Source organism: Citrobacter sp. MNAZ 1397, from assembly GCF_023613995.1.
GTDB lineage: Bacteria > Pseudomonadota > Gammaproteobacteria > Enterobacterales > Enterobacteriaceae > Phytobacter > Phytobacter ursingii.
The window spans coordinates 2,395,600-2,409,818 of sequence record NZ_JAKIVH010000001.1 but is presented as its reverse complement, the minus strand read 5'-3'; the positions used below and the strand labels follow the sequence as shown (position 1 = coordinate 2,409,818).

Annotated in this window: 14 protein-coding genes and 1 riboswitch; of the genes, 10 read left to right on the top strand and 4 right to left on the bottom strand. The window is 55.2% G+C overall.

Features of this window, described 5'->3' with window-relative positions:
* The first annotated feature begins 19 nt into the window (after positions 1–19).
* The 3 genes from gsiB to gsiD are packed head-to-tail and all read left to right on the top strand — an operon-like array spanning position 20 to position 3,440.
* The gene (gene gsiB, locus L2097_RS11290) at positions 20–1,558 is read left to right on the top strand and encodes a glutathione ABC transporter substrate-binding protein GsiB (RefSeq protein WP_047371137.1); all 1,539 of its coding nucleotides are present in this window, start codon (positions 20–22) and stop codon (positions 1,556–1,558) included.
* Between the two features lie 47 nt (positions 1,559–1,605).
* Entirely contained in the window at positions 1,606–2,526 is a 921-nt protein-coding gene (gsiC, locus tag L2097_RS11285) for a glutathione ABC transporter permease GsiC (protein WP_047371136.1), read from the top strand.
* A 2-nt stretch (positions 2,527–2,528) separates the two neighbouring features.
* Positions 2,529–3,440: a glutathione ABC transporter permease GsiD gene (gene gsiD, locus L2097_RS11280; RefSeq protein ID WP_142519144.1), complete on the top strand. Its 912-nt coding sequence runs from the start codon at positions 2,529–2,531 to the stop codon at positions 3,438–3,440.
* On the opposite strand, the gene L2097_RS11275 is transcribed toward gsiD, so the two are convergent.
* The gene (locus L2097_RS11275) at positions 3,430–4,317 is read right to left on the bottom strand and encodes a LysR family transcriptional regulator (protein ID WP_047371134.1); all 888 of its coding nucleotides are present in this window, start codon (positions 4,315–4,317) and stop codon (positions 3,430–3,432) included. The genes gsiD and L2097_RS11275 overlap by 11 nt on opposite strands.
* A 97-nt stretch (positions 4,318–4,414) precedes the next feature.
* Between L2097_RS11275 and L2097_RS11270 the strand changes: the two genes are divergently transcribed.
* Positions 4,415–5,368, top strand: a complete 954-nt coding sequence (locus L2097_RS11270; RefSeq protein WP_250352852.1) for a 2-hydroxyacid dehydrogenase — start codon at positions 4,415–4,417, stop codon at positions 5,366–5,368.
* A gap of 39 nt (positions 5,369–5,407) precedes the next feature.
* Positions 5,408–6,748, top strand: coding sequence for an MFS transporter (locus L2097_RS11265; protein WP_047371132.1), 1,341 nt, complete (start codon positions 5,408–5,410; stop codon positions 6,746–6,748).
* Positions 6,749–6,786: 38 nt separating this feature from the next.
* On the opposite strand, the gene rimO is transcribed toward L2097_RS11265, so the two are convergent.
* The 3 genes from rimO to L2097_RS11250 all read right to left on the bottom strand — a co-directional run bounded on the left by rimO (position 6,787) and on the right by L2097_RS11250 (position 9,745).
* Positions 6,787–8,112: a 30S ribosomal protein S12 methylthiotransferase RimO gene (gene rimO, locus L2097_RS11260; protein ID WP_047371131.1), complete on the bottom strand. Its 1,326-nt coding sequence runs from the start codon at positions 8,110–8,112 to the stop codon at positions 6,787–6,789.
* 162 nt (positions 8,113–8,274) lie between these two features.
* Positions 8,275–8,634, bottom strand: a complete 360-nt coding sequence (locus L2097_RS11255) for a hypothetical protein (RefSeq protein ID WP_250352851.1) — start codon at positions 8,632–8,634, stop codon at positions 8,275–8,277.
* 487 nt (positions 8,635–9,121) lie between these two features.
* Complete coding sequence (locus L2097_RS11250; protein ID WP_250352850.1) at positions 9,122–9,745, bottom strand: glutathione S-transferase family protein; 624 nt, start codon at positions 9,743–9,745, stop codon at positions 9,122–9,124.
* Between the two features lie 221 nt (positions 9,746–9,966).
* A riboswitch (guanidine-I (ykkC/yxkD leader) is annotated at positions 9,967–10,065 on the top strand.
* A 57-nt stretch (positions 10,066–10,122) separates the two neighbouring features.
* On the opposite strand from L2097_RS11250, the gene L2097_RS11245 reads away from it, so the two are divergent.
* From L2097_RS11245 to L2097_RS11225, 5 genes are read left to right on the top strand one after another with little or no spacing between them, the layout of a single operon-like run.
* The gene (locus tag L2097_RS11245; protein ID WP_250352849.1) at positions 10,123–11,181 is read left to right on the top strand and encodes a putative urea ABC transporter substrate-binding protein; all 1,059 of its coding nucleotides are present in this window, start codon (positions 10,123–10,125) and stop codon (positions 11,179–11,181) included.
* Between the two features lie 22 nt (positions 11,182–11,203).
* Positions 11,204–12,019, top strand: a complete 816-nt coding sequence (locus L2097_RS11240; protein WP_250352848.1) for an ABC transporter permease — start codon at positions 11,204–11,206, stop codon at positions 12,017–12,019.
* Complete coding sequence (locus tag L2097_RS11235; protein WP_250352847.1) at positions 12,016–12,792, top strand: ABC transporter ATP-binding protein; 777 nt, start codon at positions 12,016–12,018, stop codon at positions 12,790–12,792. Before L2097_RS11240 ends, L2097_RS11235 begins: the two co-directional genes overlap by 4 nt.
* A 4-nt stretch (positions 12,793–12,796) precedes the next feature.
* Positions 12,797–13,525 carry an urea amidolyase associated protein UAAP1 gene (locus L2097_RS11230; RefSeq protein WP_085006564.1) on the top strand — a complete coding sequence of 243 codons (729 nt, stop codon included), beginning with the start codon at positions 12,797–12,799 and terminating at the stop codon, positions 13,523–13,525.
* Between the two features lie 10 nt (positions 13,526–13,535).
* The gene (locus tag L2097_RS11225; protein WP_120785398.1) at positions 13,536–14,168 is read left to right on the top strand and encodes an urea amidolyase associated protein UAAP2; all 633 of its coding nucleotides are present in this window, start codon (positions 13,536–13,538) and stop codon (positions 14,166–14,168) included.
* The last annotated feature ends 51 nt before the right edge of the window (positions 14,169–14,219 follow it).

Sequence of the window (14,219 nt, the reverse complement as noted above, 5' to 3'; positions counted from 1 at the left end):
GGACACTCAGGAGAACAACATGACACAAGCTTTACCCCGTAAATGGCAAATTGCGTTTGCAGTTGCCATCGCGCTGAGCGCCGCGCCAGCACTGGCTGCCAAAGATGTTGTGGTCGCAGTGGCGTCAAATTTCACCACGCTCGACCCCTACAATGCCAATGACACATTGTCACAGGCCGTCGCCAAATCGTTCTATCAGGGGCTGTTTGGCCTTGATAAAGACATGAAGCTGCATAATGTGCTCGCCGAAAGCTATACGGTGTCGGATGACGGCCTGGTGTATACCATCAAGTTGCGTCAGGGGGTGAAATTCCAGGACGGAACCGATTTTAACGCCCAGGCTGTGAAGGCGAACCTCGATCGCGCGAGTAATCCGGAAAATGCACTCAAGCGCTACAACCTCTATAAAAACATCGCCAAAACCGATGCGGTGGATGCGACAACGGTCAAAATCACTCTGAAACAGCCGTTCTCGGCATTTATCAATATTCTGGCCCACCCGGCGACGGCGATGATCTCGCCTGCCGCGCTGGAAAAATACGGTAAGGACATTGGTTTTCACCCGGTGGGGACCGGCCCTTATGAGCTGGACACCTGGAACCAGACCGATTTCGTGAAGGTGAAGAAATTCGCCGGGTACTGGCAAAAAGGGCTGCCGAAACTGGACACCATCACCTGGCGTCCGGTGGTCGATAATAATACCCGGGCGGCGATGCTGCAGACGGGCGAAGCGCAGTTCGCTTTCCCGATTCCTTATGAGCAGGCGGCGGTGCTGGAGAAAAACAGCAAACTGGAGCTGGTGGCCAGCCCCTCGATCATGCAGCGCTACATCAGCATGAACGTAACGCAAAAGCCGTTCGACAATCCGAAAGTGCGTGAAGCCATCAACTACGCCATTAACCGTCAGGCGCTGGTGAAAGTGGCATTCGCCGGGTATGCGACACCGGCAACGGGCATTGTTCCACCGTCGCTGGCGAATGCGCAAACCTACCAGCCGTGGCCTTACGATCCGGCAAAAGCCCGTGAATTGTTGAAAGAGGCGGGCTATCCAAACGGGTTCAGTACCACGCTGTGGTCATCACATAACCACAGCACCGCGCAAAAAGTGCTGCAGTTTACCCAGCAGCAGTTAGCACAGGTGGGCATCAAAGCACAGGTGACGGCGATGGATGCCGGGCAACGTGCGGCGGAAGTAGAAGCGAAAGGGCAGAAAGAGAGCGGCGTGAGAATGTTCTATACGGGCTGGTCGGCATCGACCGGAGAAGCGGACTGGGCGCTGTCGCCGCTGTTCGCTTCGCAGAACTGGCCGCCCACACTCTTCAACACGGCGTTCTACAGCAACCCGCAGGTTGATAAAGACCTGGCTGATGCGCTGAAAACCACCAATAATCAGGAAAAAACCAGACTCTACAAGGATGCGCAGGATATCATCTGGAAAGAGTCCCCCTGGGTGCCGCTGGTGGTGGAGAAGCTGGTTTCCGCTCACAACAAGAACCTGACGGGGTTCTACATCATGCCCGACACCGGCTTTAGTTTTGATGAGGCCGACCTGAAATAAGAGCGCATGTCCCCTCTCCACGCGGGAGGGGAGTGACGGAAGAGACAATGCTGAATTATGTTTTAAAACGCCTTCTGGGACTCATCCCGACGCTACTGATCGTGGCGGTGCTGGTGTTTTTATTTGTTCACCTCTTACCGGGCGATCCGGCACGGTTGATTGCCGGGCCGGAGGCCGATGAGCAGGTGATTGGACTGGTACGCCAGCAATTAGGTCTCGACAGGCCGCTGTATATCCAGTTCGGGCACTACATTATTAATGTTCTGCAGGGCGATTTCGGTATCTCGATGGCCTCCCGCCGTCCGGTCGTGGAGGAGATAGCCAGCCGCTTTTTCCCGACGTTCTGGTTGACCATTGCCAGTATGACCTGGGCAATGCTGTTTGGCCTGGTGGCGGGTATTGCCGCCGCGGTATGGCGCAACCGCTGGCCTGACAGACTGGGCATGGCACTGGCGGTGACCGGGATCTCCTTTCCGGCTTTTGCGCTGGGCATGCTGCTGATGCAGGTTTTTTCGGTGGAGTTGGGCTGGTTGCCAACGGTCGGGGCCGACAGCTGGCGGCACTATATTCTGCCGTCGATGACGCTGGGGGCCGCCGTGGCCGCCGTGATGGCGCGCTTTACCCGCGCGTCCTTTGTCGATGTGCTCAATGAAGACTACATGCGTACCGCGCGCGCCAAAGGGCTCAGCGAAAAATGGGTCATACTCAAGCATGGCCTGCGCAATGCGCTGATCCCGGTGATTACGATGATGGGGTTACAGTTCGGCTTTTTGCTTGGTGGCTCGATTGTCGTTGAGAAAGTGTTCAACTGGCCCGGCCTCGGGCGTTTACTGGTGGACTCCGTTGATATGCGCGATTACCCGGTTATCCAGGCGGAAGTTCTGCTCTTCTCGCTGGAGTTTATTCTTATCAATTTAGTGGTGGATGTGCTGTATGCCGCCATTAACCCCGCTATCAGGTACAAGTAAGGATGCGATTGTTAAACTGGCGTCGAGCGGCGATTTCAAACGCCATGCCTGGGCTGAAACCGGACCAGGTACGTACCCCGTGGCACGAGTTCTGGCGACGTTTTCGTCGTCAGCCCATGGCGATGACCGCCGGGTTGTTTGTGCTGATTCTGATTGTGTTGGCTATCGTCGCACCGTGGATTGCCCCCTTCGATGCGGAAAACTATTTCGATTATGACCGCCTCAATGACGGGCCATCGGCATTGCACTGGTTTGGCGTGGATTCCCTGGGCCGCGATATCTTCAGCCGTGTGCTGCTGGGGGCGAGGATCTCGCTGGCAGCCGGGGTTCTGGCGGTATTGATTGGCGCGCTGGCGGGGACGGTGCTGGGCCTGCTGGCCGGGTATTACGAAGGCTGGTGGGATCGCATCATCATGCGTATTTGCGATGTGCTGTTCGCCTTTCCCGGTATTTTGCTGGCGATTGCCGTGGTGGCGGTGATGGGCAGCGGAATGGCCAATGTCATCATTGCCGTGGCGGTGTTTTCCGTGCCTGCCTTCGCCCGGCTGGTGCGCGGCAACACGCTGGTCCTTAAACACCAGACCTTTGTCGAGTCGGCGCGCAGCATTGGCGCAAGCGATATGACCATCCTGTTTAGCCATATTCTGCCGGGCACGGTGTCATCGATCGTGGTCTATTTCACGATGCGTATTGGCACCTCTATTATTTCTGCGGCAAGCCTCTCTTTCCTCGGTCTGGGGGCGCAGCCGCCCACGCCGGAATGGGGCGCGATGCTCAATGAAGCGCGCGCGGATATGGTGATTGCTCCTCATGTGGCGCTCTTCCCTTCACTGGCGATTTTCCTGACCGTGCTCGCGTTTAACCTGTTGGGCGACGGGCTACGGGACGCGCTGGATCCCAAAATCAAAGGGTAATGAGTACCTCACTCAGGGCCTTGAGAAACGCGGGAAGGACCGGGTTTGGATTGGCCTTTGAATAGACCAAAAAGTTGTGTGCCTGAATATTGACCCCTTCGATATTCATAAAGGTAACATTAGCCATGCCCAGCGCACGCGATGATGCGGGCACGATGGCGCACCCGAGCCCGGCATTCACCATTCCGAGGATCGTATGGGTCTGGGCAAGCTGATACTTAAAATCCGGCGTGATGTCGTTAAAGACGAACAGGTCGGTAATACGGTCGTAAAAGTGGCGCGCTTCATCCGGGCTGTAAAGGAAAAAGGGCTCATTGTTAAAAGCGCTGAGCGGGATCTTGCGCTTGCGTGCCAGCGGGTGATCGCAATGAAACGCGGCAACAAACGTCTCCCCCTGAAGAGGTTGATACGCCAGCAGCGGGTTGGGTGGGACATGACGCACAAAACCAACGTCAATACTGTTATTTTCGACAGCGCTAATTTGTTTGTGCGAGACCTGTTCAAATAAGCGGAAATCCACCCCGGGTAATTTCACCGATAGCGCTTTGAGCAACTGGGGAATAAAACTCCAGGCAAATACCGCCGTAAATCCCATTGATAACGTGCCGATTTCGCCGGACGCGCATTGCTGAACGGAGGATTCAAGTCGGTCAGCTAATTTGAGTATTAATCGTGACTCTGTCAGCAAATGTTGACCCATATGGGTGAGCTGCACATGACGGTTATTTCGCTCAAACAGCGCCCCGCCCAGGCTCTTCTCCAGAAGTTGTATCTGGCGGCTCAGCGGCGGCTGGGTCATATGCAGGCGGGCGGCGGCGCGTCCGAAGTTCAACTCTTCAGCAACGGCGATGAAGCATCGCAACTGGTGTAAATCCATAATTCAATTCTTATATTAATGAATACCGGATTTATATTAGACATGAATTATTACCCTGTCCATCATCTGCTTAATAACTACTCGACGGAAGATGGACATGACAAATAATATTGCTCAACAAAAAGCACACATTTTATTAACCCAGGCGGTGCCAGCACCGATCGATGAAATATTACGGCGCGATTACGACGTGCATCGTCTTTACCAGACGAGCGAGCCGCAAAAAATGCTGGCTGATATTGGCCCATTGATTGAGGGGGTGGTGACCGGCGGCGCAAAAGGGCTTTCCCGGGAGATGATGGAATGCCTTCCGGCGCTCAAAATTGTCGCCATCAGCGGTATCGGCACGGATGCCGTCGATCTGGCGTATGCTGCGAAGCACGGTATCTATGTCACCACCACACCCGGCGTGCTGACCGACGACGTGGCGGATATGGCACTGGGTCTGTTGATTTCCACCCTGCGACAAATGAGCGAAGGCGAGCAGGTCGTCCGTGCGGGGCGCTGGCCGCAAACCAACCTGCCGCTGGCGCGCAAAGTCACTGGCACTGCGGTGGGGATTATCGGCATGGGGCGTGTTGGTCAGGCCATTGCCAGGCGCGTTGCCGCCTTCGATGCCCGCATTCTGTATACCGACCTTGCCCCGATTTCCGCCCTTGATTACACCTTTATTGCTGATATTCACGCGCTGGCGCAGGAAGTGGACGTGCTGGTGCTTGCGGCCTCTGCTGATAGCGGCAAAGTCATCATCAGTGAGTCGGTGCTGGAGGCGCTGGGGCCAGAGGGTTATTTCATCAATGTGGCGCGCGGCAAGCTGGTGGATGAAGCGGCGCTGCTCGACGCGCTGATCCACAAGCGTATTGCCGGAGCCGGGCTGGATGTGTTTGCTCATGAGCCGCACGTACCGGAAGGTTTTTTCACCCTCAATAACGTCACCCTGCAGCCGCATCGCGCCAGCGCGACCGTTCAGACTCGCCTGGAGATGGGCAACATTGTGTTGGCGAATCTGGCGGCCTGTTTTAGCGGCAACGTGCCGCCACACCGGGTATAGCCATCGTTTCTGAACCCTACAAATAAAAGTGAGAAAACAATGAGCAAACAAATGGATGTCTCGCTGGAGCAGGTCAAACGGGTCGGACATCACCGCTATTGGGTGCTGGGGTTGATTTTCATCATCACGGTTATCAACTATGCCGACCGTGCCACCATGTCGATTGCCGGAACCTCGGTGGTGAAAGAGCTGGGCCTCGATCCAATGATGCTGGGGATGATCTTCTCCGCCTTCGCCTGGGCCTACGCGCTGGGGCAGATCCCCGGCGGCTGGCTGCTGGACCGTTTTGGCGCTAAAAAAGTCTACGGCATGAGCCTGGTGCTGTGGTCCGTGTTCACCATGCTCCAGGGCACCGTGGGCTGGGTCGGGATGACCGGTAGTCTGGCGGCGATGACCCTGTTTCTGATGCGCTTTATGCTGGGGCTGGTGGAATCCCCCGCGTTCCCGGCAAACTCACGTATCGTCTCCAGTTGGTTCCCGACGCGTGAGCGTGGCGTGGCCTCGGCGCTGTTTAACTCCGGGCAATACATGGCGGTAGTGGTCTTCACGCCGATCATGGCGTGGCTGACCCATGCCTGGGGCTGGGAGCATGTCTTCCTGTGGATGGGGGGAGTAGGGCTGGTGCTGGCTGCGGCGTGGTTCGCCTGGTATAAGGAGCCGCATAAAGACCCGCGTCTGACGGAAGAAGAGAAAAACCTGATGCGCGAGGGCGGGGCGCTGGTGGATCTGGACAGTGAAGGGGCGGTAAAGGCGAAGAAAAGCTCACTGCGCGATGCCAAATGTCTGTTTACCAACCGCAACCTGTGGGCTATTTATCTTGGACAATATTGCATTACCGCGTTGACCTATTTTTTTATTACCTGGTTCCCCATCTACCTGATTCAGGGGCGCGGTATGACCATTATGCAGGCAGGGTGGGTTGCCGCACTGCCCGCCATCTGTGGTTTCACCGGCGGTCTGCTCGGGGGGTATCTCTCTGACATTCTGATTAGCCGGGGCATGCATCCTTCCCGTGCCCGTAAAACGCCGTTTGTGCTCGGGATGGGGCTGTCCACCATGCTGGTATTCGCCAACTTCGTTGACAGTAACAGCGCGGTGATTTTCCTGATGGCGATGGCGTTCTTCGGTAAAGGCTTCGCAGCGGTAGGCTGGGCCGTGTTGTCCGATGTTGCGCCGAAAACGATGATTGGCCTGTGCGGCGGCGTGTTCAACGGTATCGGTAATATTGCCGGGATCGTGACACCACTGGTGATCGGTTATGTGGTGACGGTAACCGGTTCGTTTAATAACGCGTTGTGGTTTGTGGCGGCGCACGGCGTGCTGGCGGTGGTGAGTTATGTGTTGATCGCGACACGCTTTGAACGTGTTGAAGCGCAATAACGAGGAAAGACGCCGCCTGGAGACAGGCGGCGGCAGGGTCAGACGCGGCTACCCCACAGATCGTACTCGTCGGCGTTTTCGACTTTCACGCGGAGGATATCGCCCGGTTTCACTTTCGTTTCCCCGTTCAGATAGACCGCGCCGTCGATTTCCGGCGCATCCGCCATGCTGCGACCGATGGCCCCTTCTTCATCGACTTCGTCGATAATCACCAGAATTTCGCGGCCCACTTTTTCCTGCAGACGCTCAGCGGAAATTTGCTGTTGCAGCGCCATAAAACGGTTCCAGCGCTCTTCTTTGATCTCTTCCGGCACCTGATCGGCCAGTTCGTTGGCGGTCGCACCGTCCACCGGGCTGTATTTGAAGCAGCCAACGCGATCCAGACGCGCTTCTTTGAGAAAATCGAGCAGCATCTGGAAATCTTCTTCGGTTTCACCCGGGAAGCCGACGATAAAGGTCGAGCGCAAGGTCAGTTCCGGGCAGATTTCGCGCCACTGTTTGATGCGCGCCAGTTGGCGGTCAACGGAGCCAGGGCGTTTCATCAATTTCAGGATACGCGGGCTGGCGTGCTGCAACGGGATATCCAGATACGGCAGGATTTTGCCTTCGGCCATCAACGGAATGACATCATCAACGTGCGGGTAAGGATAAACGTAATGCAGACGCGTCCAGATGCCCAGTTTTGCCAGTTGTTCGCACAGGCCGACCATGCTGGTTTTTACCGGTTCGCCATTATGGAAGCCCATACGGTGTTTCACGTCCACGCCGTAGGCGGAGGTGTCCTGGGAGATAACGAGAAGCTCTTTCACCCCGGCATCCGCCAGACGTTTGGCTTCACTTAAAACGTCGCCAATCGGACGGCTTACCAGATCGCCACGCATCGACGGAATAATGCAGAAGGTGCAGCGATGGTTACAGCCTTCGGAAATTTTCAGATACGCGTAATGACGTGGGGTCAGTTTCACGCCCTGTTCCGGTACCAGGCTCAGGAACGGGTTGTGTTTCGGTTTCGGCACATAGTGGTGCACATGCTCAAGCACCTGCTCATAGCTGTGCGGACCGGTGATTTCCAGCACTTTCGGATGGACTTCACGAATTTGATCGACTTTGGCGCCCAGACAGCCGGTGACAATCACTTTGCCGTTTTCATTAAGGGCTTCGCCAATGGCTTCCAGCGACTCTTGTACCGCGCTGTCGATAAAGCCGCAGGTGTTGACGATAACCATATCGGCGTCGTTGTAGCTCGGTACCACGTCATAGCCTTCGGTGCGCAGTTCGGTGAGGATGCGCTCGGAGTCAACGAGGTTTTTCGGGCAACCGAGAGAAACAAAGCCGATTTTCGGCTGCGGGGTCACATTGCTCATAGTTCAAAAAGTAATCAGTTATAGTATGTTCAGGGCAGGGATTGTACAGATAACGCCGGGAGATTTATAGAGGATTCTCGGCCGGGCAGAGTGAAAAAACGACTGCCCGCCTGGCAACGGCTTCGATATATTTGGATGTGATGAATATTGGCCGGGCCACCATCAAAATTCATCAATCGTATCCCGGTCAGCGTTAATAACGTTGAAGGCTAAATAGGGCGGATGAACATCGAAGCTGATGGTTGTGTCATAAATATCTTCAATATTCATGTCCTGGCATAAATTAAAGATGAAATAGTTAATTTGATAATAAAGGACGTAAGTATTGTCGTGTAAATACTCAACCTTGCTGATAACGAAATCGTTGGTTGAGCGCGCATGCGGGCTGATGAAGGTTAAATCCATGTTCAGAATGGGGATAAACATCGGATTTTGCCGGTTCTGTTCAAGGAAGTGCTGGAGTTGACGTGCCGATTCCGGACCCGGTTCGCCGATGGAAATTGTCAGGGGAAAAGTGTGCATATAGACCCTCAGAATACGTTGAGGCCTATTAACATAACATGCGTGCGGAGGTAATTCATAAGGCGTTGCTGGGGTATTTTCGGGGTACCAGAAAGGGTGCAAATGAATACGATGAAAGAGGTATTCTGATACCTTTTTATCATGTGGTTATTATCATGCAGGCGTATTTGATTACGCCCGAGGCAAAAAAAAAAGCCGCTCGGACGAACGGCATAGATACAACACGGAAACTATCCAGAAACATAATGATTTTCGAGCTAAATAATAGCTTGCTAATCATCTCGTGTCAGCTCTTTTGATCACAATTGTTAATTATCTGTGCGCGTGTGATATCCGTCAGTATTGAATGAAAATCAACCGAAAGCATGATGTATACCGGGTGACATTCCGGGAATAGTGGCAGCGTAACGCATCATGCACTTGCATGCCCCCATGAGTAGATCCTGGATTTCATGCTTATGGGGGTTTTTCTCTACAGCGGCTTATATCACGCGGTGCCGTTATTTCCGTAGCGCAGGAAGGCAGGGCGCAGATTTAAGCGTTCAAACCATGCGTTCACAGCCGGGAAATCCGGGTGTTCAAACGGCGTCATCTTCCAGCGATTCACCGACAATCCCAGCACGATATCAGCAAGGGTGAATGTCTCTCCGGCAGCCCACGCGCCCGTGCGTTGCAACTGTTGATCGAGAATACCAACGCAGTGATTCCACTCCCTGATACCGGCGGCAATCGCGTTCTTATCGTTGAAGTCAGGGTTTTTACGCACCAGCGCCGGAAAAACGTAGCGCCATGCGCTATTAAAGTCGGTGGCCTGCCAGTCCATCCAGTGCTCGACATTCGCGCAAGCTCGCGGTTCGCCAGGAAGCAGATCGTCACGGCCCGCTTTACGCGCCAGATAGCGGCAAATGGAGTTGGATTCCCAAAGAATAAAGTCACCATCAATGAGTACGGGCACCATCGCATTCGGGTTCATGGCCCGGAAGGCGTCCGTCTGCGTTGAGGCAAAGCCGCTGCCATAATCTTCCTGCGAATACGCCAGCCCGGTTTCCTCGCAGGTCCACAACACTTTACGCACGTTAATTGAAGACGTTTTACCCAATATTTTCAGCATGACGCGAATCGCCCTTTGCGACTTAATCGTTTAAAAACACTACACCAGCAGCGCATGACATGGCTACAGGGCCGTTAAGCACCAGTATGGTGCGCTGCCTCATTCTGGTTCACCAAAATGGGAGTGTTTGCCTCGAATTATCGCTAAGTTACTGAAATGTAATTAATCGCAATCTGGCATAGTGCTTGCAATAACGCTATCGCAGTGCAACACACAATTTGAAAATAGCTGGCTAGGGTTCCGGTTCGCCAAGGCGAATGTCTGGTCCAAGAGCTGGCGACCTCTGAGAGGTTACACGGCGGGACAAAAACCCGGGAGACAGCAGCACCAGTGGGTGTCGCGCTGCCCCCTTTTTTTGTACCAATCAGAGGTCAATAATGAAGAAATCTCCATTACTCCGCTCTCTCGTGCTGTCGCTGGTCATGCTGACCACTCTCCCAACTTTTGCCGCTGTGAAAAAAGAGTTCAATGTCTGCTGGACAATCTACGCAGGCTGGATGCCGTGGGGCACCATCAGCAACAGCAAAATCATTGATAAATGGGCAGACAAATACGGTATTAAAATCAATATCGTACAGCTCAACGACTATATCGAGTCCATTAACCAGTATACCGCGGGCCAGTTTGATGGTTGCACCATGACTAACATGGATGCGCTGACCATTCCCGCCGCCGGAGGCGTGGATAGCACCGCGCTGATTCTCGGCAGCTACTCTGAAGGCAACGACGGCGTGGTGATGAAAGGTGAGGGCAAAACCCTCAAGGATCTGAAAGGCCAGCAGATCTACCTGCCTGAATTGTCCGTTTCCCACTACCTGCTGGTGCGCGGCCTGGAAAAAGCGGGTCTGGCAGAAAAAGATGTCACCGTGGTGAACACTTCCGATGCCGATATCGTCTCTGCCTTCGCCACCCCGAAAGTGCAGGCAGCTGTCGCCTGGAACCCGCAATTGTCGGTTATTAAAGGCACGCCGAAAACCACCGAAGTCTTTAGCTCCTCACAGGTACCTGGCGAGCTTATCGACATGATGGTGGTCAACACCCAGACCCTGAAAGATAACCCGGCGCTGGGGAAAGCCCTCACTGGCGCATGGTACGAAATGATGGCGCAGATGAAGGCGCAGAATAAAGAGGCGCTGAGCGCCATGGCGGCGGCGTCCGGCACCGATCTGGCGGGCTACCAGGCACAACTCAAAACCACTCATCTCTTCTATACCCCGGCAGATAACCTGGCGTTTATCCGCTCGCCTGATTTACCGAAAACCATGCAGCGCGTGGCGACGTTCTCGTTTGAGAAAGGGTTGCTCGGCGACGGCGCGCAGAGTGCGGATTTTATCGGCATGGCCTTTCCTGGCAACCTGTCTGCCGGCGATGCCGCCAACGTGAAGCTGCGCTTTGACGACAGCTTCGTGAAGATGGCTGCCGACGGCAAGCTTTGAGCGAATGACAGGAATTGACGCCATGCGACACATTAACCGCCATCCGACCCGGGGCATGCGTTTGACGCTTGTTCTGCTGCCTTTTGTCATTTTGCTGGCGGCGTACTTTCTGGGCTCTGCGGTACGGCTGGAGGCCAACCCGCAGGATAAGCTGCTGCCTGGCATGCAGCAGATGCTGGACGCCATTTCGCGAATGGCGTTCACCCCGGATAAACGCAGCGGCGACTACCTCTTCTGGATGGATACGCTGGTTAGCCTGGCGCGCCTGTTGACGGGGCTGGCGATTGCCTCGTTGATTGGCCTGTGCCTGGGCATTACCGCCGGGGTTTTTCCGATGTGGCGCGCCTCGCTTTCTCCGTTGATGACCGTGCTGTCGATGATCCCACCGCTGGCAATCCTACCGGTGTTGTTCATCGTCTTCGGGCTGGATGAGCTGTCAAAAGTGATGCTGATTGTGATTGGCATTACCCCGATGCTGGCCCGCGACCTTGAACATCGCGCCTGTGAAATTCCTTCGGAGCTCCTGATCAAGGCGCAAACGCTGGGGGCATCAAGCTGGACGCTTATCCTGCGGGTGGTACTGCCGCAGCTTCTGTCCCGGCTGCTGACCTCGCTGCGCCTGCTGTTGGGATCGGCATGGCTGTTTCTTATCTCGGCAGAAGCCATCTCCTCGACGGCAGGGCTGGGCTATCGCATTTTTCTCGTGCGCCGCTATATGGCGATGGACGTCATCATCCCTTACGTGGTGTGGATAACATTGCTGGCATGGCTGATGGACCTCAGTCTGCGCCAGTTGCATAAAACCTGTTTTCCCTGGGCGGAAGGAGGGAAGGCATGAGTTTTATCGAAATCAACAACATCTGGCAGGAGTACGGCGCGCATGTGGTACTCGAACGCCTCAATTTGCAGGTTAAAGAAGGGGAGTTTTGCTCAATGGTGGGCGCATCCGGCTGCGGGAAGTCCACCTTCCTGCGTCTGTTGCTGGGCCAGGAAGCGCCAAGTCGCGGCACTATTTTGCTTGATGGCAAGCCATTGCAGGCAGAGCCGGACCGCAGCCGTGGGGTGGTCTTTCAGCGTTATTCGGTCTTTCCCCATTTAAGCGTGCTCGACAACGTCACCATCGGCCTTGAGCTGCCCAATGCGCGTTTGCTGGGGCGCTTGTTTGGCGCGGGTAAGCGTGAGGCGCGGGAACGAGCCGTGTGGATGCTGCAAAAAGTGGGTCTTGGACAGGCGCTGGATAAATACCCGGCCCAGCTCTCCGGCGGTATGCAGCAGCGTCTCGCTATTGCTCAGGCATTCATTATGCAGCCGCGCGTGTTGCTGCTGGATGAGCCCTTTGGCGCACTCGACCCCGGCATTCGCAAAGATATGCACGCCCTGTTGTTGCAACTGTGGGGCGAAACCCGGATGACAGTCTTTATGGTCACCCACGATCTCTCCGAGGGCTTTAACCTCGGCACCCGGCTGCTGGTATTCGACAAAGTGCGGATCGACCCGCACGAACCTAACGCATACGGCGCGCGCATTACCTATGACATTCCGCTCAATGAAGCGCGTCTGGCGGAAATGACCCACTCGCAGCCCGATAACGTCTACGCATTAAGGAGTTAACTTAATGACTTTACTCGATAAAGAAACATCACTACTGCGTGAAGAGACGCTGCCAGGCGGCGGCAGTCTCTCCTTTATCCTCAAGCGCGGGCAGATCCTGCGCATGACCGACCTGAAAGGTGGGGCAAATGTCAGCCTGATGATGCTTAATCCGCATGAAAAGAGCGAACGCCTGAACCTGCCTGATACCTTAAAAGGCCAGCACACCGCGCGCCTGACGGCAGGCCACTGTTTTTACTCCGATATGGGACGCGTGCTGGCGGGGATTATCGCCGACACCTGCGGCTGGCATGACCCGTTTGGCGGCGTGCTGAACGCTGCCGAAGTAAAGGAGAAATATGGCCTGGGGCGTTATCAGGATTTGCGTAACGGTTTTTATCGCAACGGCACAGATAACCTGCTCGTTGAAATGGGCAAGTGGGATTTAAACCTTGAAGACCTGCTGATGGTGGTGAATTTCTTTAGCAAAGTCACGGTCGATGAGCAGGGGGCTTTTACCTTCCATAGCGGTGCGTCGAAGGCCGGCAGCTATGTTGATCTGTTTGCGCCAATGGACGTGCTGGTGGTGCTTACCGCGCTGCAACACCCGATGGACCCCGCCGCAGACTATGCGCCGCGCCCGGTGCAACTGACCTGGCGACAGGCGGCAGACGAAAACGTTGCCATCGAGGCTTTGCTGACGCGCCCGGAAAACGAGCGTGCCTTCACTAACACCCGCTTATTTGCCCTGTAAGGAGCCCATGATGACTGTCACCAGCCAGAAACATCCCGACGAGGCCGTTTTTCGCCATGTGATCCCGGCCGGGGAACCGTATCTGTTTGAAGTGAAAAAGGGCCAGACCCTGCGTTTGCTGGATCTGGAAGGCAACCAGGCCGTGGATACGCTGTTTTATAACGCCGACAACGCCCGTGAACGCTACGATCCGCAGCGTACATTGCGCCGCCAGGGCAATGCGTATCTGACCACCGGCAGTGTGCTGTATTCCAATATCGGCAATCCGCTGTTGACGATTGTCGCCGATACCTGTGGCCGCCACGACACGCTCGGCGGCGCGTGCGCCCAGGAGAGCAACACCGTGCGCTATGCGCTGGATAAACGCCACATGCACAGTTGTCGCGATAACTTCCTCTGCGCCTGCCTGCACGATGGTCGTCTGCACAAACGTGATATTGGCGCCAATATTAACTTCTTTATGAACGTCCCGGTGACCCCGGAGGGCGGATTGACCTTCGAAGACGGTATCTCTGCGCCGGGGAAATACGTTGAATTGCGCGCCGAATGCAACGTTATCGTGCTCATCTCCAACTGCCCTCAGTTGAACAACCCGTGCAATGGCTGGAACCCGACCCCGGCAGAGGTGCTGGTATGGAACTGAGCCGTTCTGCGCGTCTGCGCCGCCTGATTTACCGCCTGTTTGCGGTGCGCG